We start from the raw sequence: 24,800 nt of genomic DNA on the forward strand, positions 1-24,800 counted from the left end.
GAGGCGCCGCCGCGCGCCGTGCCGCGCAACCCCAGGCCGCTCAGCGAGCAGGAACAGGTCTGGTACCAGGGCATCGTCGACCAGACCATCGCCTCCAGCCCGATGCACCGCTACGGCACGATAGCCGAGCAGGTCGGGGCGATCCTGTTCCTGGCCTCCGATGAGGCTTCGTACATCACCGGCAGCGTGCTGCCGGTCGGCGGCGGCGACCAGGGCTGAGCATGCCCTGGCGAACGGGCCGCCCGACCCGATCGCCACGCTGGAGGATGCGTGACCGCGTGGACAGCGACGCCGATCAGGGCAGGAGCACGGACAGTTCCAGTGCGCCGCGCTGCAGGACCGGCAGGAAGTCTTCCTTCAGGCGGTCGACGCTGACGCGGGCGGCCTGGACCCCGACGTTGAGCGAGGCGACCACCCGGCCGGCCGCGCCGCGCACCGGCACGGCGATCGAACGCAGGCCGAGTTCGAGTTCCTCGTCGATGATGGCGTAGCCGTCCTGGCGCACCCCCAGGAGGATCTCGCGCAGGCGCTTCTGGCTGGTGACCGTGTGCTCGGTCATCGGCTGCAGGCGGGTATGCGCCAGGTAGGCGTTCAGTTCCTCGGCCGGCAGGTGGGACAGCAGCACCCGCCCCAGCGACGTGCAGTAGGCGGGCAGGCGGCTGCCGGTGTTGAGCGCGACCGACATCACGCGCGAGGCCGCGGAACGCGCCACGTACAGCACCTCGCCGTCGTCGAGCACCGCCAGCGAGCAGGATTCGCCGAGATCGCGGCTGATGCTGTTCAGGTAGGGCTGGCTCGACACGGTCAGCGGCGTCGAGGACAGGTAGGAATAGCCGAGCGTCAGGACCTTGGGGCGCAGCGAGAAGTTGTTCAGCTCCGCCTGCACGTAGCCCAGCTGCTGCAGGGTATACAGGCAGCGCCGCACCGCCGCACGCGGAATGCCGGTCTTCTGGCTGATCTGGGCGATGGTCTGGGGCGTGCGCGAGTCGCTGAATGCCCGCACCACGGCCAGGCCGCGCGCCAGCGAGGTCATGAAGTTGGGATCGGCCAGGCTGTCGATCTGCTCCGCGATGGTGGGCTCGGCTGCGGAGTGTTCCATCTCGTCGATGTCTGTTTTGCGGTTGGTCATGGCGGAATTCTAATGCAGAGGTGAGAGGGAACGATGTGTTTTTTTCTTGACCTCGCCAGCCGGAGCTGGGTACACTGTTTGTGCGATAACCGATTATATGTTCGATTAGCGAACACAAGCAGGATTTTTTTTCAACGGTGGGCGGCCCGGCCGCACACAGCCAAAGGTGAACCATGATTGATAAAAGCTACGAATCGCTCGCGAGCGCCGTCGCCGATGTGCACGACGGTGCGACCGTCATGATCGGCGGCTTCGGCAACGCGGGCATGCCGTCGGCGCTGATCGACGCCCTGATCGAGCAGGGCGCGCGCGAACTCACGATCGTCAACAACAACGCCGGCAACGGCGACACCGGGCTGGCGGCCTTGCTCGCGAAAAAGCGTGTACGCAAGATCATCTGCTCCTTCCCGCGCCAGGCCGATTCGCACCACTTCGACGCCCTGTACCGCGCCGGCGAGATCGAGCTGGAACTGACCCCGCAGGGCAACCTGGCCGAGCGCATCCGCGCCGCCGGCGCCGGCATCGGCGGCTTCTTCTCCCCGACCGGCTACGGCACCCTGCTGGCCGAAGGCAAGGAAACCCGCCTGATCGACGGCCGCCACTATGTGCTGGAGTCGCCGATCCACGCCGATTTCGCCCTGATCAAGGCGCTGCGCGGCGACCGCTGGGGCAACCTGGTGTACCGCAAGACCGCCCGCAACTTCGGTCCGATCATGGCGATGGCCGCCAAGGTGGCGATCGCCCAGGTCCAGGAGATCGTCCCGCTGGGCGAGCTCGATCCCGAAAACATCATCACCCCGGGCATCTTCGTCCAGCGCGTCGTCAAGGAGGCAGCATGAACCGTTTCACCCGCGACCAGATCGCCGCCCGCGTGGCCCAGGACATCCACGAAGGCGCCTATGTCAACCTGGGCATCGGCCTGCCGACGAAGGTGGCCAATTACCTACCTGCCGACCGTGAAATCTTCCTGCACAGCGAGAACGGCCTGCTCGGCATGGGCCCGGCCCCGGCGCCCGGCGAGGAAGACGAAGACCTGATCAACGCCGGCAAGCAGCCGGTGACCCTGCTGACGGGCGGCGCCTACTTCCACCACGCCGACTCGTTCGCGATGATGCGCGGCGGCCACCTCGACATCTGCGTGCTGGGCGCCTTCCAGGTATCCAGCACGGGCGACCTGGCCAACTGGCACACCGGCGCGCCCGACGCGATTCCCGCCGTCGGCGGCGCGATGGACCTGGCGATCGGCGCCAAGCAGGTGTTCGTGATGATGGACCACCAGACCAAGACCGGCGAGAGCAAGATCGTGCGCGAATGCACCTATCCGCTCACCGGCGTCGGTTGCGTGAACCGCATCTACACCGACCTGGCCGTGCTCGACGTCACCCGCGAAGGCCTGCGCGTGGTCGAGATGGCCCCGGGCCTGACCCTGGCCGACCTGCAGGCCGTCACCGAAGCGCCGCTGCTGGCGCCGTAAACGAACGAGGACAACAAGATGACTGAAGCTTTTATCTGCGACGCGATCCGTACTCCCATCGGACGCTACGGCGGCACCCTCAAGGACATGCGCGCCGACGACCTGGGCGCGGTACCGCTGCGCGAACTGGTGAAACGCAATCCCGGCGTCGACTGGAAGGCCGTGGACGACGTGATCTACGGCTGCGCCAACCAGGCCGGCGAAGACAACCGCAACGTGGCGCGCATGTCGCTGCTGCTGGCCGGCCTGCCGCTGGAAGTCCCCGGCACCACCGTGAACCGCCTGTGCGGCTCGGGCATGGACGCGGTCGGCATCGCGGCGCGCGCCATCCGTTCCGGCGAAGCGGGCCTGATGATCGCGGGCGGCGTCGAATCGATGACCCGCGCGCCTTTCGTGATGGGCAAGGCCGACAGCGCCTTCTCGCGCAACGCGGCCATCTATGACACCACCATCGGCTGGCGCTTCCCGAACAAGCTCATGAAGCAGCTGTACGGCACCGACGCGATGCCGGAGACCGCGGAAAACGTCGCCGTGGACTACAAGGTGTCGCGCGAAGACCAGGACAAGTTCGCGCTGGTGAGCCAGCAGCGGGCGGCGCGCGCCCAGCGCGACGGCCTGTTCGCCGAAGAGATCGTGCCGGTGTCGATCCCCCAGAAGAAGGGCGATCCGGTCCTGTTCCAGCACGACGAGCACCTGCGCGAAACGACCATCGAGGCACTGGCCAAGCTCAAGGGCGTGGTGCATGCGGAAGGTTCGGTCACCGCGGGCAATGCCTCGGGCGTGAACGACGGCGCCTGCGCGCTGCTGCTGGCCAGCGGCGAAGCGGCCGCCAAGTACGGCCTGACGCCGCGCGCGCGCATCCTCGGCATGGCAACCGCTGGCGTCGCTCCGCGCGTGATGGGCATCGGCCCGGCGCCGGCCACGCAAAAGCTGATGCGCCAGCTCGGCATGACGCTCGACCAGATGGACATCATCGAACTGAACGAAGCCTTCGCTTCGCAGGGCCTGGCCGTGCTGCGCGAACTGGGCATCGCCGACGACGACAGCCGCGTGAATCCGCAAGGCGGCGCGATCGCCCTCGGCCACCCGCTCGGCATGAGCGGCGCGCGCCTGGTCACCAGCGCGATGTACCAGCTGCACCGCACCGGCGGCCGCTATGCGCTGTGCACCATGTGCATCGGCGTGGGCCAGGGTATCGCCATCGTCATCGAGCGGGTCTGATCCGCACGGCGCCGCCGCCCGCGTGGCGGCGGCGCCTTTCAAGTTTCGCCCTCAGCCTGGCGGCTGGCCGGTGAAGACGGCCAGTTGGGCGTCGAAGGCCCGCCCGTAGGCGGGGCGCGCTTCGCCGCGCGCCACATAGGCGGCCAGGTTCGGGTAGTCATCCAGGATGCCCGACGCTCTCGACCTGAGCAGCACCGACACCATCATCAGGTCCCCCGCACTGAACCCGCCATCGAGCCAGTCGGCGTCGCCCAGGCGATCGGAAAGCTGGTCCAGCCGGTCGCGCACGCGTTGCTCGACCAGGGGCAGGCGCTCCTCGTACCAGGGCTTGTCGCTTTCCAGCAGCTCGACGGTTTCTCGTTCGACGATAGGCGGCTCCACCGTATTGAGCGCGGCAAACATCCAGGCAGTTGCGCGTGCGCGGGCGTCGGCTTCGACCGGCAGCAGGCCCGCATGGCGCCCGGCGATATGGAGCACGATCGCTCCCGTCTCGAACAGGGCCAGATCGCCTTCCTCATAGGTCGGAATCTGGCCGAAAGGATGAAGCTTCATGTGCGCGGGCTCCTTCATCGCGCGAAACGAGACCAGGCGCACCCCGTAGGGCTGGCCCACTTCTTCCAGCGCCCAGCGAACGCGCGTGTCACGCGCCAGTCCCTGGCCGCCATCGGGCGAGCGTTCGAAGGCGGTGATGGTGATGGTCATCGCGGATCTCCTCCCTGGCTGGAATCACCCGCCCGATTCTACAGGCAGGCAGCCGCATGGCTTCTACACTTTACGGACGGCATCGTCAACGGCGCGGCATGCAGCGATAGGGGAGTGCGGCGGCTTGCTGTATCATCCCGTTCCTGAAAACGAAAGCCTCGCATGCTCATCATCACCATCAAACAGGGTAAGGAAAAAGGTCTGCTGTCCGGCGACCCGTGGATCTACGTCTCCGCCGTCGACAAGGTCGAAGGCAAGCCGCAGGAGCGCAACAAGCCGGGCGCCACGGCGATCCTGCAGTCGTCGTCGCGCCAGTTCCTGGCCCGCGCGGCCTATAACGCCAAATCGCAGATCGCCGCCCGCATCTGGACCTTGCGCGAGGACGAGCCGGTCGACCACGCGCTGATCAAGCGGCGCGTGCAGGCCGCCGTGCTGCGCCGCGCCGAGGCGCTGCGCAGCGCCGATCCGCAGGCGCTGGTCCAGCTGGTCGACGGCGACGTGGATGGCTTGCCGGGTCTGCTGGTGCACAGCTATGGCGGCGCCGCGGGCTATCTGGTGTGCCAGTTCAATGCCGCCGGGGTCGACCTGTGGAAGGTGCCCGTCGTGCAGGCGCTCCTCAAGGCCACGGGCTGCCCCAATGTGTACGAACGCTGCGACCCGCTGGTGCGCAAGGGCGAAGGGCTGCCCGTGACGCCGGGCGCGCTGGCGGGCGACGAACCGCCCCAGCGCCTGATGGTGCGCGAGGGCAGCCGGCTGGCGCCGATGGATATCCGGACCGGCTTCACCTATCCGCGCTGAGAGGCGCCAGGACGCCGGATGCTAGCGCCGCGCGCGCAGGATCGACAAGGGCAACAGCGCGGGCACCTTGCGGCGATAGGCGCAATAGGCGTCGCCCATCGCATTGACGAGATCGCGCTCTTCGAGAAACAGGGTCGCCAAGATGCTATACAGCGTCAGGAAGCCCGCCAGCAGCGCGTGGCCGACGGTCATCGAGGGCGTCGCCCATAGCGCGATGATCAGGCCGGTCTGGATCGGGTGCCGCACATGGCGATAGGGGCCGCGCATCGAGAAGGGCGGTTCCTGCGCCGCGGGGGAGAATGCTTGCCGCAGGCCATAGAAGTGCCATTCATCGATGCTGTGGATCGCCCATACGAGGAACAGATTGCCGAGCGCGAACAGGCTGAGCACGGCAAGCATGCCCCAGCGCGAATCGACCGCCCACAGTGGCGCCGGCATTGGCGTCCAGAAGGCGACGATCATCGCCAGCTGGATGCCGGAGACCAGGATGTAGACGCTGCGCTCCAGCTCCTTGGGCGTTATGCGCCGCAGCCCTTGCTTGAAAGCGGGCCGTGCCATCAGGCTGTGCAGCAGGCCGAACAAGGCGAGCAGCGCGCAGTTGCAGACGGCGGCGAGCGGGGCGCTCGCGGCGGTTCCGGTGTCGATTCCTTTCGGCGTCCAGTTCTGGAGGAAACCGATGAAGTACAGTTGCGCGGCCTGGGCCGCCAGGAATGCCGATACGGCGAAGAGACGGATAGTCATGCCGCTCTCCTGATCATCCGCGCATGCGGAAGCAGGGTGGCCATGTCCCGCCATTGCGCGCCGTCACCGGCGCTGCCATGCACGAACACATGGGTTGAAGTTTGGAAATTAGCATGGTGAGGCATGATCGGTCTCCCTGGATGAAGTAAGCTGCAGCGTATGAATCCGGCGTTCCCTGGGCGTTCCCGCGACCAAAGGAGTTGCGATCGATGACGACGCGTGAGCTCAAACTGTTCGGGCAGCCGGCCATCGTCGCCGCGGACGGTGTGACGCCGGTCAGGCTCAAGCGGTGCGCCCTGCTGCTGGCCATGCTGGCCTCCGCGCCGGACGGCATGGAACGCGCGACGCTTGCCGAGCGCTTGTGGGAGGAGGGGGAGGAAGCCTCGCGCCTGCGGCGGCTGCGCCGGCTGGTATTCGAAGCACGCGGCCAGCTGGGCGAAGACGCGTTCCCGGAACGGGGAACGCGGCTCGCGCTGAGCGGCGCATGGCGGGCGCACTGCGATTTCGCGCGCTACCTGCAGCAATATCACAGCCTGATCCATCATGGCGGGAACGTGTCCGCTCCCGGGCCCGCATTCGACATCGTGCAGGCGGCGCGCGACCCGCTGCTCGGAGGCTGGGAGTTCGACGAACGGACGCAGGCGGCCGAATGGCTCGATTTTCAGCGCACTGCGCAAAGCAGCCGTTGCCGCCGCATGCGCGACAAGATCGTCGCGTCGCTGCTGGCGCAAGGCGCGCACGATGAAGCACTGCGTATGATGCTGGCCGACATCGAGCGCGACCGGATCGACGAGGCAGGCTGGGCGCAGGCGGCGGCCATGCTGCATGACGCGGGACGCGACGAGGAATGCGTTGCGCTGTACCGCACCCTGCGCGGCAATTTGTTCGAAGCGCTCGGAATCGAGGTGTCCGCCTCGTTCACGCGCCTGGCGCGGACTGCCGAGGCCAAGCTGGCGATGCGGAACGTCTGGGGGCAGTCGCGTCCGCGGACCTCGTACACGGATGCCGGCGGCGTCTATCTTGCCTGGCAATGCTTCGGCGCAGGCAAGAGCGACCTGTTGATTATTCCCGGTTTCGTTTCGAACGTGGAAATGGCCTGGGAGCAGCCACAGCTTGCGGCTTTTCTGGCGCGCGCGGCGAGGGAGTTCCGCGTGATCATGTTCGACCGGCGTGGCGTCGGGCTGTCAGACCGTACGCTGGAAAGCCCATCCATGTCGACCGCGGTGAGCGATGTGCTGGCGGTGCTTGATGCGGCCGGCAGCAAGAGCGCGGTGGTATTCGGCGCGTCGGAAGGCGGGCCGGCGGCCATTCAGCTGTGCTGCGCGCATCCGCGGCGGGTTGCGGGATTATGCTTGTACGCCGCGCTGCCGAAGGGCACCGCGAGCGCGAGCTACGCTGCCGCGCTGTCGCCCCGGCAGTACGAGCTTTGGCTGGAGCGCCTGGTCGCGGACTGGGGCACCGGCCACAGCATCGCCGCGTTTGCCCCTTCCCATGCAAACGATCCGACGCTGAACGACTGGTGGGCTCGCCTGTTGCGGCTGTCGAGCAGCCCGGGTACCATCGCAGGCATCCTGGACCAGTTGCGCAATGTCGACGTCACGGCGCTGCTTCCGCGGGTGCGGTGTCCGACCGTCCTGATCCACCGCCGCGACGACCGGGCGGTCCGCATCGAGGCCTCGAGATTCATGGCGACGCATATTCCGGGCGCAAGGCTGGTCGAGCTCGAGGGAAATGACCATTGGTGGTGGCTTGATGATGTCGATGTGCTGCTCGGCAGCTTGCTGGCGCTGCGCGACGCCGGCGACGCGCAGGTGAGGGGCTCCGATCCATAAGGATTGCGTATGGCGACTCGACTTGCTTCCTGATGTCACATTCCCCAAGCCTGCAACTGGCCGCCACCGGACATTCAGGGTCAGGTCTGTCATTCGGACATCGATCGAACACCTTTGCGCTATCTCAAAATGCTGGTTTGTATCTCGCCAACTCGTCAACGGTTGGCTCACATTTGTCGCCCAAGCCCGCGCATCACGGACCATGTCTGAAAGAGGGAAAAAGTCTCGGCGTACTGCAAGCCGTTCTGAGATTTCGCAAGGGTCGTGCGTGCATGTCCGAATGACAGACCTGACCCTGAATGCCACATCTCGAACGCTGCGACCCGCTGGTGCGCGAGGGCAGTCGGCTGGCGTCGATGGATATTGGTTCCGGCTTCACCTGTCCGCGCCGAGAGGCGTCCGATGGTCGCGGGCGTCATTGTGGCGTCACGTCTGGGCGCGCAGCAGGCGCAAGCTCTTTGATTTACTCTCGCGGAATGTGTCGAGGTCTTCGAATACATAGTCGAAATAGCCGCGCTGCCGCTCCGGCTCGAACGGCGTGATGGCGATCGGCTGGGAGCGCAGTTCGTTGATCAGGCCGATCTTGTCGCGTTCGCCGACGTACGCGGCGTTGAAGCCCACCTCGGTCTCGAGGTCCCAGCAGCCGGCCAGGGCCGTCGGCAGCGCGCCAGCGGCGACATCCTGGAACCGATCCGCGGCGAGGACTATGAGCTGGGCCTGAAAGGGGAGTTCTACGGCGGCCGCCTGAACGCCTCGCTCGGCCTGTTCCAGATCGATAACGTGGGACGGGCGATCGAGGACGCGAGCTCGGCCAGCCCCTGCCTGCCTTATTACACCAGCGGCTACTGCCGCATCGCGGGCGGCAAGCAGCGCAGCGAAGGCTGGGAAGCCGAACCGTCGGGCGAGCTCCTGCCGGGCCTGCAGCTGATCGGCGGCTATACCAACACCCGCACCAGCTATATCCGCGACACGGCGGCCAACACGGGGCAACCGCTGCGCAGCATCGATCCGAAGCACCAGCCGCGCGTGTTCGGCACCTACAGCGCGGACCGCATGGGGCCCGGCTTCACGGTGGGCGGCGGGGTGCAGGTGCAGAGCGATTCCTTCGTGCGCTCGGGCGCCGTGACCGTGCACCAGGGCGGCTACACGATCGCCAACGCGATGCTGGGCTACCGCTTCAACGAGCGCCTGGCGCTGCAGGTCAACGTGAACAACCTGTTCGACAAGGTGTACTACAAGAAGTTTGCGCCGACCGGGATCAGCTATTACTACGGCGATCCGCGCAACGTGGTGGTGTCGCTGCGCGGCAGCCTGTAAGCCTCGCGAGCCCGCCGCCCGGCGGGCTTGTTCCATCCACCGTCACAGTCCTCCCAGGCCTTCCTGCTGCGCGTGCGCGCGCAGGAAGGCCAGGTGCGCCGCGCGCGTGGCCGGCCCGTCATAGGGCAGGATCGTCCACAACTGCGCCGCCTCCATCGTCGCCCCCGGCGCCAGCGCCAGGTAGGGCGCGTGCACTTCCATCTCCAGGATGCCCTTGTCGACCTCCCCGGGCCGGTAGTCGTGGTACAGCTCGACCTGTCCCTGGTCCGGATGAATGGCCGAGCGGGGCTGGAGGGAGAACTGGATGATGAAGGCCTGCCCGTCGCGAAACGCCGCCATCCAGCCGGCCGCCGGCTGCAGGAACAGCTTGCCGAGGCGCGCCGGGCCGCCGGCCGCGCCCCTGGCCGGGACGTCGAGCGAGAACATGCCGTGCTCGACCGTGTAGCCCGGCGCCGTGCGGCCGGCGCCAGAACTGGCCTGCAGCCGGATGTCGCCGGCCGACGCCACCGGTACGTACACCCGGGTATCGGCATGGACGCGGGTATTGAACCAGATGTCCCAGGCCACTGGCGTGGCGCGCCGGTTGCTCGCTTCCACCTCGAGGCGCAGGCTGTTGGGCCGGCCCTCGACGAGGGCGTAGCGCTTGCGCAGCTGCAGGCCGTTGACCGGACTGGCGGGGCTGGTCATGGCGAGCTGCGCGGCGGTCCGCTCCTCCAGGGTGTAGCGCGCCAGGCTGAGGTAGGGATCGGGCGGCCACGGCGCCCTGGCCGCCGCCCGTGCGGGGTTCACGGTTTGCCGGGTCCACCATTCCTGCTGCGGGCCGGCCCAGACTTCATGGCCTAGATAGCCGACATTGCCCGCTTCGGCATCGACCGCCGCGCCGGGGTCGCCCGCCGCCGGGTCCACCCGCAGGAAGTTCGGCCTGCCCGCGAGCGAGAACGACAGCAGGCGTCCGCCGATGGCTTCGGTGACGGTCGCGCGCACGCTGCCGTTGTCCAGCTGATGCAGGGGAAGCGGGGCGGCGCAGGCGCCGGGAACGGGGGCGCCGCAGAAGGCAAGCGCCAGGAAAACCTGGAGTGAGCGTAGCATGTTGTCAGCCTGGCGGAAGCAATGCGTTGTAGCATAGCAAATGTTTGTGGCGCGAAGGGTTCAACGGCCGAGCCATTTGCAGGTATCATCGCGCCGATGATGAATAATAGAGAAAATGACAGGCAGTAGACCGCTTTCCTATGAAGAGCTTCCGTTTTTGCGAAGAAATACTTCCATAAACTTCGCTTTTCCAGAGCAATGCGCTTGCATTATCCTTTCACATCATCAATAAAATGTGGCCGACAGCTATCAGCGCTGGAAGCCGAAAAGGAAGCTGAGGATATTTTGAAACGTGTTGCGCTTTTTTTGGTCACCAATCTTGCCATCATGCTCGTGCTGGGTATCTCGGCGAGTCTGCTTGGCGTCAATAACTATCTCACCGCAAATGGCCTGAACCTGGGCACCCTGCTGGCCTTCGCCGCCCTGATGGGTTTTGGCGGCGCCTTCATCTCGCTGTTCCTGTCCAAGCCGATCGCCAAGTGGTCGACCGGCGCCCGCGTGATCGAACACCCGGGCAATTCGACCGAGCAGTGGCTGCTGAGCACCGTGGCCGCGCAGGCGCAGCGCGCCGGCATCGGCATGCCCGAAGTGGCGATCTACCAGGGCGCGCCGAACGCCTTCGCGACCGGCGCGACCAGGAACTCGTCGCTGGTGGCGGTGTCGACCGGCCTGCTCGAATCGATGACCCAGGAGGAAGTCGAGGCGGTGCTGGCCCACGAGGTGGCGCACATCGCCAATGGCGACATGGTGACCCTCACCCTGATCCAGGGCGTGGTCAACACCTTCGTGATCTTCCTGGCGCGCGTGGTGGCGTATTTCGTCGACCAGGCCCTGCGCAGGGACAATGAACAAGGCAGCGGCCCCGGCCTCGCCTACACGATCACCGCGATCGTCTGCGACATCCTGTTCGGCATCGTGGCGAGCATCATCGTGGCCTGGTTCTCGCGCCAGCGCGAATACCGCGCCGACCGTGGCGCGGCGAAGATCCTCGGCACCCCGCGCCCGATGATCGCCGCGCTGCAGCGCCTGGGCGGCGTGCCCCAGGGCGAGCTGCCGAAGAACATGGCGGCGTCGGGCATCGCCGGCGGCGGCGTCCTGTCGCTGTTCAGCAGCCACCCGTCGTGCGAGGACCGTATCTCGGCCCTGCAGCGCGGCTAACCATCGCGGATCCAGGATGCGTACGAGCTACTTTCCATTGTTGTTGCCGGTGCTGTTCGCACTGGCACTGGGGTTCCTGCTCCAGCACTTCCTGGGTTCGCTCGCGTGGGCGGGCTTGCTCGCCGTGATCACCTGGCCGCTGCACGCGCTCTTGCTGCGGCGCGGCTGGCCACGCTTCGCCAGCGCCAGCTTCCTGCTGGCGCTGCTGGTGGCCAGCTTCCTGGGCCCGTCGCTCCTGCTCTTCAATGCCCTGCATAACGAGCTGGCGGGCGTCGAACGCCTGCTCGGCGAGCTCAACCACACCGGGGTGCCGGTGCCGTCCTGGCTGTTCCGCCTGCCCCTGGTCGCCGAGCCGGCCGTCAAGTGGTGGCTCGAACACCTGGCCGTGCCGGGCGGACTGAATACCCTGATCCGGACCACGGTCGGCGACTTCATGCCGCACCTGACGGATGCGGCGCGCACCTGGGGCTCGACCATCCTGGCCAACGCCCTGTACCTGTTCCTGACGCTGCTGACCCTGTTCATCCTCTACCTGCACGGGTCCACGGTGATGCGCTATATCGACAGCGCCGGCGAACGCCTGATTCCGGCGCACTACGGCATGCTGCGCCGTGTCCTGCCGCTGTCGGTGCGCGGCACCGCGCTCGGCCTGTGCTCGATCGCGCTGCTCGAAGGCGTGGTGCTGGGCGTGGCCTACGCCATCGCGGGGGCGCCGGTGCCGGCCCTGCTGGGCGTGATCACGGGCTACCTGGCGCTGATCCCGGGCGGGGCGCCGCTGTCGTTCACCATGGTGTCGCTGCTGCTGCTGGGTCAGGGAAATGCGGGCGCCGCGCTCGGCCTGTTCACCTGGGGCGCGGTCGAGCTGTTCATGGTCGACAAGTTCATCCGGCCAAAGCTGATCGGCCACCGGGTCAACCTGCCTTTCCTCGCGGTGCTGTTCGGCCTGCTCGGCGGCGTGTCGACCCTGGGCGTGATCGGCCTGTTCGTCGGCCCCTTCATGATGGCCGTGCTGTTCGGGTGGCTCAGGGCCGGCAAGGAAACCGACGTCCTGGTCTCGGGCGCCGCGGAGCGCCGGGTGAATTCGACGGTCGGTCCGCCGCTCGAGTAGCAGTCTCCCCGGCCACGCTGTGCGGCCGGGGCCAAGGGGGAGCATCATGGACCGACGCAGCGACTACAAGACCGCCCTGATGGTCGAAGCCATCATCCACGCGGCGCCCGCCACCGGCCAGGGGCAGGCGGCGCGCGAGCTGGCGGCCCTGGGCGTTCCGCTCGAGGTCGCCATGCGCGTGCTGACCAGGCCGGGCGAGCGGCGCCACCAGATTCCCCCGCTGAATCCGCATCCCCGCTGAGGCCTGCGGACAGCGCGCGCCCTCAGCGTCCCGAACGCAGGGTCAGCTTGACGATCTCTCCCGGCTGCCACAGGCGCATGCGCGGTCCCCAGCTGCCGGCGCCGCGGGTGACCAGCAAGGTCATGGCGCCGACCTGGTGGGCGCCGGCCACGGCCGGGAAGCGCTGCCGCACCAGGTAGTCGAAGGGCCAGATCTGGCCGCCGTGGGTATGGCCGGACAGCATCAGGTCCACGCCCAGGGTTTCTGCGCGATCCACCATCGGCCCGGCGGGAATGTGCGACAGCAGGATGGTGGCGCTGGCGGCCGGCGCGGGAATCGTGCGTTCCAGGCCTCCGACCAGGCCGCGTCCGCCGCGCATGGCGCGGCCGATGTCGTCCACCCCGGCCAGCACCAGGCCGGGCAGCAGTTCGACCCGTTGGTCGCGCAGCCAGCGCACGCCGCCCTGCTCGAATTCGGCGATGGTGGCGGCGGCGTCGCCGTAGTATTCATGGTTCCCCGTCACCGCCCACACGCCCGCCGGCGCACGCAGGCCCCTGAGCGCGGCGGCGAGCGCCGGTTCGCCCAGCGGCTCGTCCTCGACCTGGTCGCCCAGCATCACCACGGCCGCGGGCTGGAGGGCGTTGATCTGGCGCACCCGCGCCGCCATCCACGCCGCGCGGCGCTGCGCCCCGAGGTGCAGGTCGCTGACGGCCACCAGCACGGTGCCGTCGAGCGCCCGCGGCAGGCCTGCCAGCGCCACCTCGTGTTCGACCACCACCGGCGCGCGCATGCCCTGATAGAGCGCGTAGCCGCTCAGCAGGAGGCCGGCGGCGACGCCGCCCCCGAGCAGGCGCCGCGCATGGCGCCGCCACCAGAAGCCGAAGCCGGTCAGCACATCGGCGGCCAGCAGGCACATGCTCATCATGAACAGGACGCCGAGCCAGGTGAGCGCGAACTGTCCCGGCCACCAGCGCCAGTCGAGCGCCTGGTCGCCGAGGTGGACGCCCGCCAGGTAGACCAGCCAGAGCACCAGCGCGCCGGCCCACCACGGGCGCGGCGACATCCGTTCGCGCAACAGCGGCAAACTGTAGAGGCGGTGCGCCACGTAGAAGTGCATCAGTGAACCACAGATATTGAGGACGATCGAAAACATGCGCTGCCTGCGCCGGTGGTGCCGGCGAATGTCGGGTGGATGGGTCGCCCCGGTGCAAAGGTGCACCAAGGAAACGGCGGGGACCGCCATGCTACCTGAAGCCGACCGGGAATGGCGCGTGGAGATGGCGCGGGAAGGGCGGGAGCGCCGGCACCCATTGCGTGCTGTCGCAAGGGGGCCGGGTGGGGGAGGGGGAGGCTCAGGTCACCGCCTTCTTCTGTGCCTGCGTGATCGTCCAGTAGTAGATGCGGCGCCCGTTGACCTCTTCGGTCTTGTCGGGCGGCCATTCCGGGCCCATGTCGAAGGCATGCGAGACCACCCGGGTGCCGACCTTGAGCTGCTTCCACAGGCGTGGACGCAGTTTCGCGTTGACAGTCGGCAGCAGGTACAAGGTCACCACCGTGGCCTCCGAGACATCGGTCTGGAACAGGTCGCCGACCTTGAAGCTGACCTGGCTGGACACCCCGGCCTTCTTTGCATTTTCTTCCGCCTCCGCGATGCGGGCGGGATCGAGGTCGATGCCGGTGCCACGGGCGCCGCGCTGCTTGGCGGCGGTCACGACGATGCGGCCGTCGCCGCAGCCGAGGTCGTACAGGATGTCCTTCTTGCCGACCTTGGCGATGTCGAGCATGCGGTCGACCACGTCCTGGGGCGTCGGGACGTAGGGCACATCGAGGTGGGGCGTGGGCGCGAGCTGCGCGGACAGCTTCCGGTCGGGCAGCAGCAGGACGCCGGTCACGGCGGCGACGGACATCAGGATGGTGCGGCGGCGGGTATCGGGGGTCATCGGCTTTTCTCCTTGGATGGGGACTGGAACGGCGGGCTGGAAGGAGTGTTGTTCCCGCGCTGGGAACGCAGCAGCAATAGCAGCAGCAGGCCGCAGGCGAGGACCGCCACGCCGATCCATGCGGCATTGAGTCCGCCCAGCGACTGGCTGTACACGTACGACAGGCTGGACCAGAGCATCCAGGCGCAGCTTGCGCAGAACAGCAGGGGGAGCAGGGGATACAGCGGCACCTTGAAGGGCCGGGGCGCCTGCGGCTCGCGGCGCCGCAGGACGAACAGCGAGATGCCGGTCAGCAGGAAGAACAGCCAGAAGACCGGCGCGGTGAATTCGACCATCGCCTTGAAGCCGCTGCCGAACGCGGTGCCGACGCCCACCAGCAGCAGGGCCGCGACGCACTGGACCAGCATGGCGCAGGCAGGCGTGCCGCGCGCGCCGTTCCATTGTCCGAGGCGCTCCAGCTGGCGCCAGTCGCAGCCCATGGCATAGCCGGTGCGCGCGCCCACGATCATGGTGGCGTTGATGGAGGTGAGGGCGGAGACGGCCACCAGCAGCGCCATGGTCTTCTCGCCCGCGGGGCCGAAGGCGACGCGCATCACGTCGGCGGCGACGGCGTCGGAGGCGGCCATCCCCTGCATGCCGAGGACGCTCCAGTAGGCCCAGCTGACCAGCAGGTAGAGGCAGGTGATGACCAGGACCGACAGGGTCAGGGCCTTGATCATGCTGCGCGCGCCGCCGCGGATCTCGGCGCTGATGTAGGCCGCCTCGTTCCAGCCGCCGTAGGTCAGGAGCACGAACACCATCGCCAGGCCGAAGGAAGGCGCGGCGGCGGGCGGCCCGGTCGCGGCCGGCGCGGCTGCCAGCGGCGCGGCGGCCGGTTCGACGAAGAAGGCCGCCGCAACGGCGATCAGGAGCAGGCCGCCGACCTCGGCCAGCGTGAGCCAGGTCTGGGCGAAGGCGCCGCTGCGGATGCCGCGCAGGTTGAGCGCCGACAGCACGACGATGATCGCGGCGGCATACACGCTCGGCCCCCAGGCGGCGGGCAGCACGGTGAGCGGCAAGGCTTGTTGCATGTAGTCGCCGAACACGAAGGCGAGCAGGGCGATCGAACCGGTGGTGATCACCGCGAAGCGCGCCCAGCCGAACAGGAAGGCGACCGAGCGTCCGTAGGCGCGCTGCAGGAAGTGATAGTCGCCGCCGGCATGCGGGTAGGCAGTCGTCAGTTCCGCATAGCACAGGGCGCCGACCAGGGACACCAGGCCGCCCAGCGCCCACAGGGCGAACATCGCGCCTGGACTGCCGCTCAGGCCTGCGACGATGGAAGGGGACTTGAAGATGCCGGCGCCGATGACGACGCCGACGATCACGGCGACAGCCTCGCGCAGCCCGAGCGTCGGCCGGGGCCGGGTATGTTCACTGGACGACGCAAAACGTTCCGCTTCGGTAGCATCCATGGCGACGGGGCAATGAGCGTGAGCTTTGCCGGCATGCTGCGCGCCGGCGCCGTGCACTATCGCGGGGCGTCCGGCGCGTGCCGGCCATCCCGGAGCGCTTGATCATATCGGGCGTTCGAGGCGCGCGTCGCGCGATTGGATCGGGGCGCCGTCAGCGTTCGGCGGCGCCCGCCGGAAGCCAATGCGCGCTCGCGGGCGGCAGGTCGAACAGGCCGGCGCCATCCCAGCGCGCCTCGGGACGCGCCGACCGCGCCGGCACCGCGCCGGCGGCGTAGGCGGGTCCGAGCCTGCGCAGCATGGAGGGGAAGGCGCGGCAATAGGTCGGGGCGATCCCGGCCAGGCGCGCCAGCACCCGGTATTCGACCACCATTCCGGATGGCGCCGCATCGAGCACGCGCCGGACCCGCTCGCGCCAGTCGTCGGACCAGGGCGGCAGCAGCAGGCCGAGGCTGCGCACCGGGTCGCCCGCCTGCACCCGGCCGCCGGCGAGCACCCGCGCCAGCATGCCGCGCCGCGGACCGATCGCGCGCGCCAGGCCGGGGCTGTGGGCATCCAGGCTGCCGCAGGCCTCGCACTGGAACATCAGTTGAAGCAGGACATCGGCGCCGAGCTGCAGCACCATGCCCGAACGCAGGCCCGCGGTGTCGGCGTCGAGCAGCAGGTTTTCGCGCAGCGCATGGCGGGGAAGGCGCAGCGCCTGGTACGCGGCGGCGCCCGCGAGCAGGACCTGGCGCGGCGACAGCGGGTCGGCATGGATGTCGCCGGCCAGCCCGGCGCCGCCGAGGACCTCGGCGCCGGGGACGGCGACCGGCGCCGCGCCAGGGGCCGTGCGCAGCGCCACGGCGCGCAGCCGTCCGAGCGCGCCCGGGCCGGTATCGAGCGCTTCCCCAGTCATCGACCCAGGCTGTCAGCGCACGGCTTCGAGCTTGCGCGCCGCGGCGGAATACCCGGCGGCGGCCGGCACCGTGGTCCAGGACGGCTTGACCGGGTCGTTCGCGATGTCGCGCAGGGCGACCGCCACCATGCGGTTGATGCGCGCCATGTTGTCGTAGTCGATCTTGTCCCAGGTGTCGTCCTTGCCGTGGTAATCGGGGAAGCCGAAGGCCACGGCCAGCGTGTGCGCCGGCACGCCGGCGTCGGCCAGCGCCTGGTTGTCGCTGCGGGCGAAGAACTGGTCGCTGAACTTGGGATGCTTCCAGAGACGCACGCCGGTGCGTTCGCTGGCCTTGCGCACCGCCTCGCCGACGGTCGAGTAATCGAAGCCCGTCATGGTGGCGGCGTTCACCCGCGCGCCTTCGCTGTCGTCGGTGCGGCCGACCTGTTCCAGGTTCAGGTGCGCCACCGTGTCCTTCAGCGGGAACACCGGATGGCGCGCGTAGTAGCGCGATCCGAGCAGGCCCAGTTCCTCGCCGAACAGCGCCATGAACACGATGCTGCGGCGCGGACGTTCCTTTTGCGCGGCCAGCGCCGAGGCCACCTCGATCACCGATACCGTGCCGCTGCCGTCGTCGTTGGCGCCGTTGTAGATCTCGCCGTCGCGGATGCCCACGTGGTCGTAGTGGGCAGACAGCATCACATAGGTGTCCTCCAGCGCCGGGTCGGCGCCGCGCAGCACGCCGATCACGTTACGGAGCTTTACGGGACGCAGCTGCGCCGGGCCGGCCTGCGCGGCCACGCTGGCGCCGCCTTTTTCCAGCGCCGCGGCGGCGTCGGCCGCGTGCAGCACCAGCACCGGCACCGCGCCCGCGGGAGCGGCATTCTCCGGGTCGATCAGCCAGCCGCCGCTGCCGCGCACGTGGCGGCGCTCGCGGTCGATCATCACCACCAGCGCCGGCCTGGTCTTGAGCTTCTGCTGCAGCACGCGCGCGGCGCCGGGCACCGGCGCGGCCTTCACCACCAGCACCTTGCCGGTGGCGGCGCTGCTGTCTTCCAGCGCCGCCTTCCAGTCCATGAACACCGCCGGCGTGGCCTTGAGCGCCAGCGGATCGACGAATTCCCCGGTCGCGTCCGCGAAGGGCACGGCGATGCTCGCGCCGGCGGCCGTCACGGTGAACGAGAAGCCGGTCTCCGTGCGCTGCGCGTACTGCCAGTTCGCGGTCTGGAAGTAGCCGTCGTCGCCCGCCGGCGCCAGGCCCGCGCGGCGGAACTGGGCGGCGATGTACTCGGCCGCGAGATCCTGGCCGCGCGACGGGGTGCCGCGGCCTTCCAGCAGATCGGACGAGAGGAAGGACAGGTGGCCGCGCAGGGAATCCGGCGAGATGCGCGCGGTGAGGGCGTCGAGGGGAGCCTGGGCTGCCGCTGTCGCGGACAGCAGCGCGAGGGCCAGTGCGGAGGCGAGGTGACGCATGCGAGGGTTTCCTTGTAGTAGTAAGAATGGCAATATCGCATGGAGTTGCTGCGTGGTCAACCTCGGGTCGCCGGGCCACTTCGCTCCAGTCCGGGTCGACTTCACGCCAGCGTTGCGCCGGGTCGTCGCACGGCGCTTGCGGCGCCCGCGACGGCCCGGCACAATGCCTGCACTTATTGCCATCCAGACAAAGTGAGAAAGCATGACAAGCATCGACCTTTCCGCCGCCGCGGCGCGTCCGCGTCTCTTGCGCCTGCTGGGCGACGCGCCGCTCGCGGTGGCCGGCAGCGCGCTGGCGGCAGTCGTGATCACGCTGGTGGTCGGGCGGCCGGAGCTGCTCTACGAGCAGCTGGTCTACTCGCTGTCCATCGGCATGCTGGCCTTCCTCATCGTCGACGGCGCCCGGCTGCTCTGGTGGCCGGAGCCCGGCTGGCGCCCGCGCCAGTGGCTGAGCTTCATCGCCGTGGCGGCGCTGGGGGCGCCTGTCGCCCACTTCGTCGGGGCGCAACTGGGCGGCCTGATCATGGGCCACCAGCACCGCCTGGCCGATTACCTGTCGGTCCAACGGAGCAGCATGGTCGTGCTGACCTTCCTGGTGGTGAGCGCGATGGTCGGCGTGACCGTGCAGCGCGACCGGCTGCGCCACGTGCGCCAGGAACACGCCAACGCCCGGCTACGCGCCGAGGTGATCGAACGCCAGGCCGTGCAGGCCCAGCTGCGGCTGCTGCAGGCCCAGATCGAGCCGCACATGCTGTTCAATACGCTGGCCAACCTGCAGGGGCTGATCGCGCTGGACCCGGAGCGCGCCGGCCGGATGCTCGACCAGCTGATCCAGTACCTGCGCGCCACCCTGGGCGCCTCGCGCTCCGAAAGCACGACCCTGGAACAGGAATTCGCGGCCATGCAGGCCTACCTGGGGCTGATGGGCGTGCGCATGGGCGAGCGCCTGTGCTACGAGTTCAGCCTGCCCGAGGGCCTGCGGACGGCGCGCCTGCCGCCCATGCTGCTGCAGCCGCTGGTCGAGAACGCGATCACCCACGGGCTGGAGCCGAAGATCGACGGCGGCGCGGTCGCGATCGGCGCCGAGGCGCGCGGCGGGCTGCTCGAGATCAGCGTGCGCGACACCGGCCTGGGCCTGGGCAATGCGCCCGTCCGCAGCGGCGGCGGGGTCGGCGTGTCGACCACCCGCGAACGCCTGCAGGCCATCTATGGAACGCGCGCCGCCGTCGTGCTGGCGCCGGCCGAACCCGAAGGCACCATCGTGACACTGACCCTACCCCTGGAGACCACAGCATGACCCGAGCGCTGATTGCCGAAGACGAACCGATCCTGGCCGCCGTCCTGGCCAGGACCCTGCAACAGCTCTGGCCCGGGCTCGAGATCGTGGCCACCGCGCCGAACGGCGTGGCGGCGGTGGAGCAGGCGCTGGCGCTGCGGCCCGACGTGCTGTTCCTGGACATCAAGATGCCGGGCCAGAGCGGACTGGAAGCGGCCGAGGAACTGGCCGAGCGCTGGGAGGGGCCGCAACCCTTCCCGCAGGTGGTGTTCGTCACCGCCTACGACGAGTACGCGGTGCGGGCCTTCGAGCGCGCCGCCGCCGATTATGTCCTGAAGCCGGTCAACGCGGCGCGGCTGGCGAAGACCGTCGAGCGCCTGCGCGGCCTGCTGGGCGAGCGCCACGACGGCGGCGCGCTGCTGCAACTGGTCGGGCAATTGCAGGCGCTGCTGCCGCAGGCGAGCGCGCCGGAGCGGCTGACGACCATCCGCGCGGCGGTCGGCAACATGGTGCGCATGATTCCGGTCAGGGAGGTGGTGTTCTTCCAGGCGCTCGACAAGTACGTCAATGTCGCGACCGCCGACAGCGAAGCGCTGATCCGCTTGCCGCTGAAGGAGCTGCTGCCCCAGCTCGACCCGGTCCAGTTCCAGCAGATCAACCGCGGCACCGTGGTCAACATGGCCTGCGTGAGCAGCGCCGGGCGCGACACGATGGGCAAGGTGCTGCTGCACCTGCGCAACCGGCCGGAACAGCCCCGGGTCAGCCCGGTGTATGCGCACCTGTTCCGGCAGATGTAGGCGCCGGGGCGCCGTACAGGCGGGCGAAGTCGGCCACCGGCATCGGGCGGCCGAGCAGGTAGCCCTGCAGCGCGTCGCAGCCGCAGCCGAGCAGGAATTCGCGCTGCACCGGTTCCTCGATGCCTTCGGCGACGATGCACAGGCCCAGCTTGCGCGCCAGTCCGACGATCGACTCGACGATCGCGGCGGTGCCCGGATCGGTGTGGGCGTCGTGGACGAAGGAGCGGTCGATCTTCAGCGCCGCCAGCGGGAAGCGGCGCAGGTAGCCCAGCGAGGAGTAACCGGTGCCGAAGTCGTCGAGCGAGAACTCGACGCCCATGTCGCGCAGCTGGTGCATCCGGTAGATGACGTCCGGTACATGCTCGGCGAAGACGCTTTCGGTGATTTCCAGGGTCAGGCGTTCGGGCGGCGCGCCGGTGGCGTCGAGGACGGTGGCGACGGTATGCGGGAAGCTCGCTTCGCGCAGCTGGTGGACGCTGACGTTCACCGCCAGCTTGAGCTGGCCGAGCACGGGATCGCGGGCCCACAGCGCCAGCAGGCGGCAACCCTGCTCGAGCACGTGCAGGCCGAGCGGCACGATCAGGCCGGAGGCTTCGGCCAGGTTGATGAAGTCGCCCGGGCCGATGATGCCGAGCGCGCCGCGGTCCCAGCGCAGCAGGGCTTCGGCGCCGACCAGTTCGCCGTGCCGGTCGAACTGCGGCTGGCAGAACAGGACGAACTGCTGTTCGGCCAGGCCGGCGCGCAGGGCGGTCTCGAGCGCCGCCTGGCGGTCGGCGGCGGATTGCATGCCGGGTTCGAAGAAGCGGACCGTGTTGCGGCCCTCGGCCTTGGCGCGGTACATCGCCAGGTCGGCCTGTTTGAGCAGGTTGTCGATGCTGTTCGGGCCGCCGTCGAACATGGTGACCCCGATGCTGGGCGTGCTGGTCGACACCGTCGATTCGAGGCGGAAGGGCTGGCCCAGCACCGACAGGATCTTGGCGGCGACGCGCCGCGTCTCGGCCGCCGCTTCGTCGGCGCAGAAGCCGAGATCGTCGAGCATGACCACGAATTCGTCGCCGCCCAGGCGCGCCAGCTGGTCGCAGCCGCGCAGGCTGGTGCGCAGGCGCTGCGCCACCTGGCGCAGCAGCATGTCGCCGACGTCATGGCCCATCGTGTCGTTGAGCAGCTTGAAATTGTCGAGGTCGATGAACAGCAGGGCGCCGTACTGCGTGGAACGCTTGCAGCGCGCCAGGATGGCGCCCAGCTGCTCCATCAGGAAGCGCCGGTTCGGCAATCCGGTCAGCGGGTCGAAATAGGCCAGTTCGTGGATGCGCTGCTCGGCGCGCTTGCGCTCGGTGAGGTCGGTATTCGTGCCGGAGATGCGCACCGCCATGCCGTGCGCGTCGCGCATCACGTAGCCGCGCGACAGGACCGGGACGTAGTGGCCGTCGCGGTGGCGCAGGCGCAACTCGACGCTGTAGCAGTCGCGCGAGCCCTTGAGCAGGTCGATGAGGAAGGCCCTGATCCGGGCCTGGTCCTCGGGATGCATCAGGTGCGCCCAGGTCTCGGGTTCGCCGACCATCTCTCCCGACACATAGCCCAGCATGTCCCACCAGCGCTCGGAATAATAGGTTTCGCCCTTGACCAGGTCCCAGTCCCAGGGAGCGTCGGTGGAGCCGAGCACCGCCAGCCTGAGGCGTTCTTCCGATTTCTGGGCGTGGCGTTCGGCCAGCTTGAGGCCGGTGCAGTCGGTGAAACAGACGATCACCTGGTGCACGGAGCCGTCCTCGTCGAACTCCGGATAGGCGTTGCAGATCATCCAGCGGGTGTCGTCCTCCGCATGGCCATGGCCATCGTGATGGCCGTGGCCGTGGCCGCGCATGCCGATGACCATGTCGGCCACCTTGTCGCCGGTCTGCAGGATGGAGTACACGGGAAACTCGGCGTGGGGCAGGGGCGAACCGTCGGCCCGAAGGAACTCCCAGCCGGAAAGGTCTGCCTGGTCGCCGACCAGCGCTTGCTCGCTGCGGCCCAGCAGCTCGCAGGCGAGCCGGTTCGCCGACACGATGCTGCCATCGCGGGCATGGACGACGACGCCCGCCGGGAGGTGGTCGAGCAGTTCGTCGAAGCGCCGCTGGAGCTCGAGCGGGATGTGCGGCGCCACGGTTCCGAGGAATAGTTTCGGTTGCATAAGGGGCAGCTTGTGCTTTTGCACATACTAGCAGTTACCTCATGCAACCGGCGCAAGCCATGCCGGCCCCCGGCCGGGCGATCCACCGGCGCGCGCCGACCCTCCCTCAGGCCGGGGCCTGCCGCGGCGCGCCGGCGACGCGCACGCGCATCCAGCAGTCGAACATGCCCTCGACGGCGTCGAACACCTCGTTCACCAGGAGCACGGCGGTCTCGGCTTCGGCCGCGCTGGAGGCCAGGCCGGGCCTGCGGGCCTCGCCCTCGGCCTGCGCCTCCACCCTGCCGAAGTAATGCAGCCGCTTGCCCAGGCCGAGTTCGGATACCATCCGGTAGATCGGATCGTTGAAGCAGGCCAGGGTCGCCGCCAGGGCATCGCCCACGGCCATGCGCTGGAAGGGCGTGCGGTAGGTGCGGGCCAGGAACACGGCCTGCTCGACCACTTCGCGGCTGGCGTGGTGCATCGGGGCCCACGGTTCCTCGGCCGTCCCGGCCGCCGGCGGCTCCAGCTGGCGGCGGCCATGGTCGATCGCCGCCAGGTCGAGGAGGTACCAGCGCCAGTGCCAGGCATCGTCGTCGGCGTGCCAGCGCGCGCCGTGGCCGGCGGGCGGCGCGTCGCCGCGTCCGCGCAGGGCGGCCAGGATGTCCTTGAAGCCCACCATGAAAAATATCATGGCGGGAATGAAGCCCAGGCGGCGTGGCGGCGGGATGGCGTCGTCCGCCATGAAGCTGCAGAGTGCGGACCGGCGCAAGGCGGCCTGGCGCACCCGGATGACGTGGTCGAGGTAAGGCATGGTCTCCGATACAGGTAATCGGCGGCAACGCGCGCAACAAGGGCGGAACATACACGGTGCGGCCGCGCGTCCGGTGTCCGTCAACGGCGGCGGCTGGCAGATGCCAGTGTACGCAAGCCCGGCGGGAAAATCTGCCCCCATGACGGGGGGAGTGTATTTGCACCTCGAAAGTGTTGTATCGCTACAAAACCAAGAACGGTCAACAGGTAATTCAAGCTGGAAACATGATGGGTTTTACTGCTATGATTTCTGGAACGGATGGCAGGCTGTCCTGCCGTCTGCCCGCACATCCGCTGCGCTCGCGATGTCCTTGCGCCCGGCGCTCTTTCTGGCGAACTTCCCATGTGGCCACTCACGGATACCGCGTTGCACCTGCTCGAGGACGCCAACCTGATTTCCGCCCGGCGCAACCGGGTGGACCTCGACCTGGAGTCGCTCTGGGACGAGCTGGGCGCGCCGGCCCTCGCGCGCGGCGTGGCGCGGATCGGGCAACTGTGCACGGCAAGGACGCGCATCCGCGAGCTCGACGATCGCCTGTTCGCGGTGGCGGCGCATGCCTGGCCCCGGCCGGGCGATCCCGTCGTGATCGCGCTGAGGCGCCAGGCCGCCAGGCTGCGCGCCGTCCTGGCGGCCGCCTGCTAGGGGCGCACCGGCTTCACGACGGCGAGTACCAGCTTGGCGGCGTACAGGACGGTGACCGTCCCGCAGAAATCCCCGGTCGCCATGACAACGAAGCTGCGGAAGATGTCCTGCTTGTCCTCGTACAGCCAGAACCAGATATGGTGCAGCAGCGGACTGGCGATCGAGAAGGCGAGGGCGCAGGCCAGCAGCCTGGCGGGCGTCAGGTTGGCCAGCGAGGCCTGGAGGCCGAACGAGCGCTGCATGCCGAGGTACACGAGGTAGGGACTGATGCTGGCGAGGATCCCGCCCATGAACGAGCGCACCGGATCGTCGGGAAAGAAGTAAAGGAAGCATACCCCCCAGGATACGAGCAGCAGCCCGATGGCGCCGGCTTCGGCGAACAGCAGGGTGCTCAGCAGCCGCACGCCGGCGGGAAGGTAGATCCAGTTGATGCCCGGAGCGAATTCGAGGCGGGTGAACAACAGTTCGTTGATCGCCAGCGCGGCGATGAACAGGACGATGGTGGCGCCGATCATGAGCGCGTTAAGCTTGAGCTGGTTCATGGCATGCCAGGGTACAGTAAAATAGTTCTCGATCCGCTGTAAAAGGACGCGTCAAG

Annotated in this window: 26 protein-coding genes; 13 read left to right on the forward strand and 13 right to left on the reverse strand. The window is 68.5% G+C overall.

Going from position 1 to position 24,800, the window contains the following annotated elements; translation table 11 throughout:
* A partial coding sequence (locus tag H162_RS31900) for an SDR family oxidoreductase (RefSeq protein ID WP_040788192.1) occupies positions 1–219 on the forward strand: 219 nt, incomplete at its 5' end.
* A 76-nt stretch (positions 220–295) separates the two neighbouring features.
* Here H162_RS31900 and H162_RS0125225 read toward each other — a convergent pair.
* On the reverse strand, positions 296–1,129 hold the full coding sequence (locus H162_RS0125225; RefSeq protein ID WP_020656268.1) for an IclR family transcriptional regulator domain-containing protein: 834 nt from the start codon (positions 1,127–1,129) through the stop codon (positions 296–298).
* A 173-nt stretch (positions 1,130–1,302) separates the two neighbouring features.
* Here H162_RS0125225 and H162_RS0125230 point away from each other — a divergent pair, with 173 nt between their 5' ends.
* Genes H162_RS0125230 through pcaF form a run of 3 tightly spaced genes read left to right on the forward strand, consistent with a single transcriptional unit; the run spans position 1,303 to position 3,824 of the window.
* Positions 1,303–1,968 (forward strand): 3-oxoacid CoA-transferase subunit A, encoded by a 666-nt coding sequence (locus H162_RS0125230; RefSeq protein ID WP_020656269.1) that lies wholly within the window; start codon positions 1,303–1,305, stop codon positions 1,966–1,968.
* Positions 1,965–2,603, forward strand: a complete 639-nt coding sequence (locus H162_RS0125235; RefSeq protein WP_020656270.1) for a CoA transferase subunit B — start codon at positions 1,965–1,967, stop codon at positions 2,601–2,603. Before H162_RS0125230 ends, H162_RS0125235 begins: the two co-directional genes overlap by 4 nt.
* 18 nt (positions 2,604–2,621) lie before the next feature.
* Complete coding sequence (gene pcaF / locus H162_RS0125240; RefSeq protein ID WP_020656271.1) at positions 2,622–3,824, forward strand: 3-oxoadipyl-CoA thiolase; 1,203 nt, start codon at positions 2,622–2,624, stop codon at positions 3,822–3,824.
* Between the two features lie 51 nt (positions 3,825–3,875).
* Here the strand turns inward: pcaF and H162_RS0125245 are convergent, their stop codons facing one another.
* Positions 3,876–4,526, reverse strand: coding sequence for a glutathione S-transferase family protein (locus H162_RS0125245; RefSeq protein ID WP_020656272.1), 651 nt, complete (start codon positions 4,524–4,526; stop codon positions 3,876–3,878).
* A 162-nt stretch (positions 4,527–4,688) separates the two neighbouring features.
* Between H162_RS0125245 and H162_RS0125250 the strand changes: the two genes are divergently transcribed.
* The gene (locus H162_RS0125250) at positions 4,689–5,324 is read left to right on the forward strand and encodes a class I SAM-dependent rRNA methyltransferase (protein ID WP_020656273.1); all 636 of its coding nucleotides are present in this window, start codon (positions 4,689–4,691) and stop codon (positions 5,322–5,324) included.
* Between the two features lie 21 nt (positions 5,325–5,345).
* Here H162_RS0125250 and H162_RS0125255 read toward each other — a convergent pair whose 3' ends face one another.
* Complete coding sequence (locus tag H162_RS0125255; protein ID WP_020656274.1) at positions 5,346–6,065, reverse strand: methyltransferase family protein; 720 nt, start codon at positions 6,063–6,065, stop codon at positions 5,346–5,348.
* A 209-nt stretch (positions 6,066–6,274) separates the two neighbouring features.
* Between H162_RS0125255 and H162_RS32880 the strand changes: the two genes are divergently transcribed.
* A complete protein-coding gene (locus H162_RS32880) occupies positions 6,275–7,897 on the forward strand; it encodes a bifunctional AfsR/SARP family transcriptional regulator/alpha/beta hydrolase (RefSeq protein ID WP_020656275.1) in 1,623 nt (540 codons plus the stop codon).
* A gap of 426 nt (positions 7,898–8,323) precedes the next feature.
* Here H162_RS32880 and H162_RS35380 read toward each other — a convergent pair whose 3' ends face one another.
* Positions 8,324–8,518 (reverse strand): hypothetical protein, encoded by a 195-nt coding sequence (locus H162_RS35380; RefSeq protein ID WP_020656276.1) that lies wholly within the window; start codon positions 8,516–8,518, stop codon positions 8,324–8,326.
* Positions 8,519–8,575: 57 nt separating this feature from the next.
* On the opposite strand from H162_RS35380, the gene H162_RS0125270 reads away from it, so the two are divergent.
* Positions 8,576–9,214: a TonB-dependent siderophore receptor gene (locus tag H162_RS0125270; protein ID WP_267872163.1), complete on the forward strand. Its 639-nt coding sequence runs from the start codon at positions 8,576–8,578 to the stop codon at positions 9,212–9,214.
* Positions 9,215–9,256: 42 nt separating this feature from the next.
* On the opposite strand, the gene H162_RS0125275 is transcribed toward H162_RS0125270, so the two are convergent.
* Complete coding sequence (locus H162_RS0125275; RefSeq protein ID WP_020656278.1) at positions 9,257–10,303, reverse strand: DUF4380 domain-containing protein; 1,047 nt, start codon at positions 10,301–10,303, stop codon at positions 9,257–9,259.
* Between the two features lie 285 nt (positions 10,304–10,588).
* On the opposite strand from H162_RS0125275, the gene htpX reads away from it, so the two are divergent.
* The 3 genes from htpX to H162_RS0125290 are packed head-to-tail and all read left to right on the forward strand — an operon-like array spanning position 10,589 to position 12,810.
* Positions 10,589–11,461, forward strand: coding sequence for a protease HtpX (gene htpX, locus H162_RS0125280; protein WP_026355080.1), 873 nt, complete (start codon positions 10,589–10,591; stop codon positions 11,459–11,461).
* Positions 11,462–11,477: 16 nt separating this feature from the next.
* The gene (locus H162_RS31910) at positions 11,478–12,569 is read left to right on the forward strand and encodes an AI-2E family transporter (protein ID WP_051110001.1); all 1,092 of its coding nucleotides are present in this window, start codon (positions 11,478–11,480) and stop codon (positions 12,567–12,569) included.
* A gap of 46 nt (positions 12,570–12,615) precedes the next feature.
* Positions 12,616–12,810 (forward strand): hypothetical protein, encoded by a 195-nt coding sequence (locus H162_RS0125290; protein WP_020656281.1) that lies wholly within the window; start codon positions 12,616–12,618, stop codon positions 12,808–12,810.
* A 22-nt stretch (positions 12,811–12,832) separates the two neighbouring features.
* Here H162_RS0125290 and H162_RS0125295 read toward each other — a convergent pair whose 3' ends face one another.
* The 5 genes from H162_RS0125295 to H162_RS0125315 form a co-directional block, all read right to left on the reverse strand.
* The gene (locus tag H162_RS0125295; RefSeq protein ID WP_020656282.1) at positions 12,833–13,942 is read right to left on the reverse strand and encodes a metallophosphoesterase; all 1,110 of its coding nucleotides are present in this window, start codon (positions 13,940–13,942) and stop codon (positions 12,833–12,835) included.
* A 199-nt stretch (positions 13,943–14,141) separates the two neighbouring features.
* Positions 14,142–14,729, reverse strand: coding sequence for an SAM-dependent methyltransferase (locus H162_RS0125300; RefSeq protein ID WP_020656283.1), 588 nt, complete (start codon positions 14,727–14,729; stop codon positions 14,142–14,144).
* Positions 14,726–16,180 carry an APC family permease gene (locus H162_RS31915; protein WP_051110002.1) on the reverse strand — a complete coding sequence of 485 codons (1,455 nt, stop codon included), beginning with the start codon at positions 16,178–16,180 and terminating at the stop codon, positions 14,726–14,728. The genes H162_RS0125300 and H162_RS31915 overlap by 4 nt, the downstream gene beginning before the upstream one ends.
* Positions 16,181–16,331: 151 nt before the next feature.
* On the reverse strand, positions 16,332–17,075 hold the full coding sequence (locus H162_RS32885) for an MOSC domain-containing protein (RefSeq protein WP_020656285.1): 744 nt from the start codon (positions 17,073–17,075) through the stop codon (positions 16,332–16,334).
* A gap of 12 nt (positions 17,076–17,087) precedes the next feature.
* Positions 17,088–18,527 (reverse strand): M28 family peptidase, encoded by a 1,440-nt coding sequence (locus tag H162_RS0125315; RefSeq protein WP_020656286.1) that lies wholly within the window; start codon positions 18,525–18,527, stop codon positions 17,088–17,090.
* A 202-nt stretch (positions 18,528–18,729) separates the two neighbouring features.
* On the opposite strand from H162_RS0125315, the gene H162_RS0125320 reads away from it, so the two are divergent.
* Positions 18,730–19,824, forward strand: a complete 1,095-nt coding sequence (locus H162_RS0125320; protein WP_020656287.1) for a sensor histidine kinase — start codon at positions 18,730–18,732, stop codon at positions 19,822–19,824.
* Complete coding sequence (locus H162_RS0125325) at positions 19,821–20,600, forward strand: LytR/AlgR family response regulator transcription factor (protein ID WP_020656288.1); 780 nt, start codon at positions 19,821–19,823, stop codon at positions 20,598–20,600. The genes H162_RS0125320 and H162_RS0125325 overlap by 4 nt, the downstream gene beginning before the upstream one ends.
* Here the strand turns inward: H162_RS0125325 and H162_RS31925 are convergent.
* Positions 20,563–22,770, reverse strand: a complete 2,208-nt coding sequence (locus tag H162_RS31925; protein WP_156885796.1) for a sensor domain-containing protein — start codon at positions 22,768–22,770, stop codon at positions 20,563–20,565. The genes H162_RS0125325 and H162_RS31925 overlap by 38 nt on opposite strands.
* Positions 22,771–22,876: 106 nt before the next feature.
* Entirely contained in the window at positions 22,877–23,560 is a 684-nt protein-coding gene (locus H162_RS0125335; RefSeq protein WP_020656290.1) for a hypothetical protein, read from the reverse strand.
* Positions 23,561–23,902: 342 nt separating this feature from the next.
* On the opposite strand from H162_RS0125335, the gene H162_RS0125340 reads away from it, so the two are divergent.
* Positions 23,903–24,202, forward strand: a complete 300-nt coding sequence (locus tag H162_RS0125340; protein ID WP_156885797.1) for a hypothetical protein — start codon at positions 23,903–23,905, stop codon at positions 24,200–24,202.
* On the opposite strand, the gene H162_RS0125345 is transcribed toward H162_RS0125340, so the two are convergent.
* Positions 24,199–24,744, reverse strand: a complete 546-nt coding sequence (locus tag H162_RS0125345) for a hypothetical protein (RefSeq protein WP_020656292.1) — start codon at positions 24,742–24,744, stop codon at positions 24,199–24,201. The two genes, H162_RS0125340 and H162_RS0125345, sit on opposite strands and share 4 nt — an antisense overlap.
* Between the last annotated feature and the right edge of the window lie 56 nt (positions 24,745–24,800).

The sequence above is a fragment of the Massilia niastensis DSM 21313 genome (genome assembly GCF_000382345.1).
GTDB classification, from domain to species: Bacteria; Pseudomonadota; Gammaproteobacteria; order Burkholderiales; family Burkholderiaceae_D; genus Telluria; species Telluria niastensis.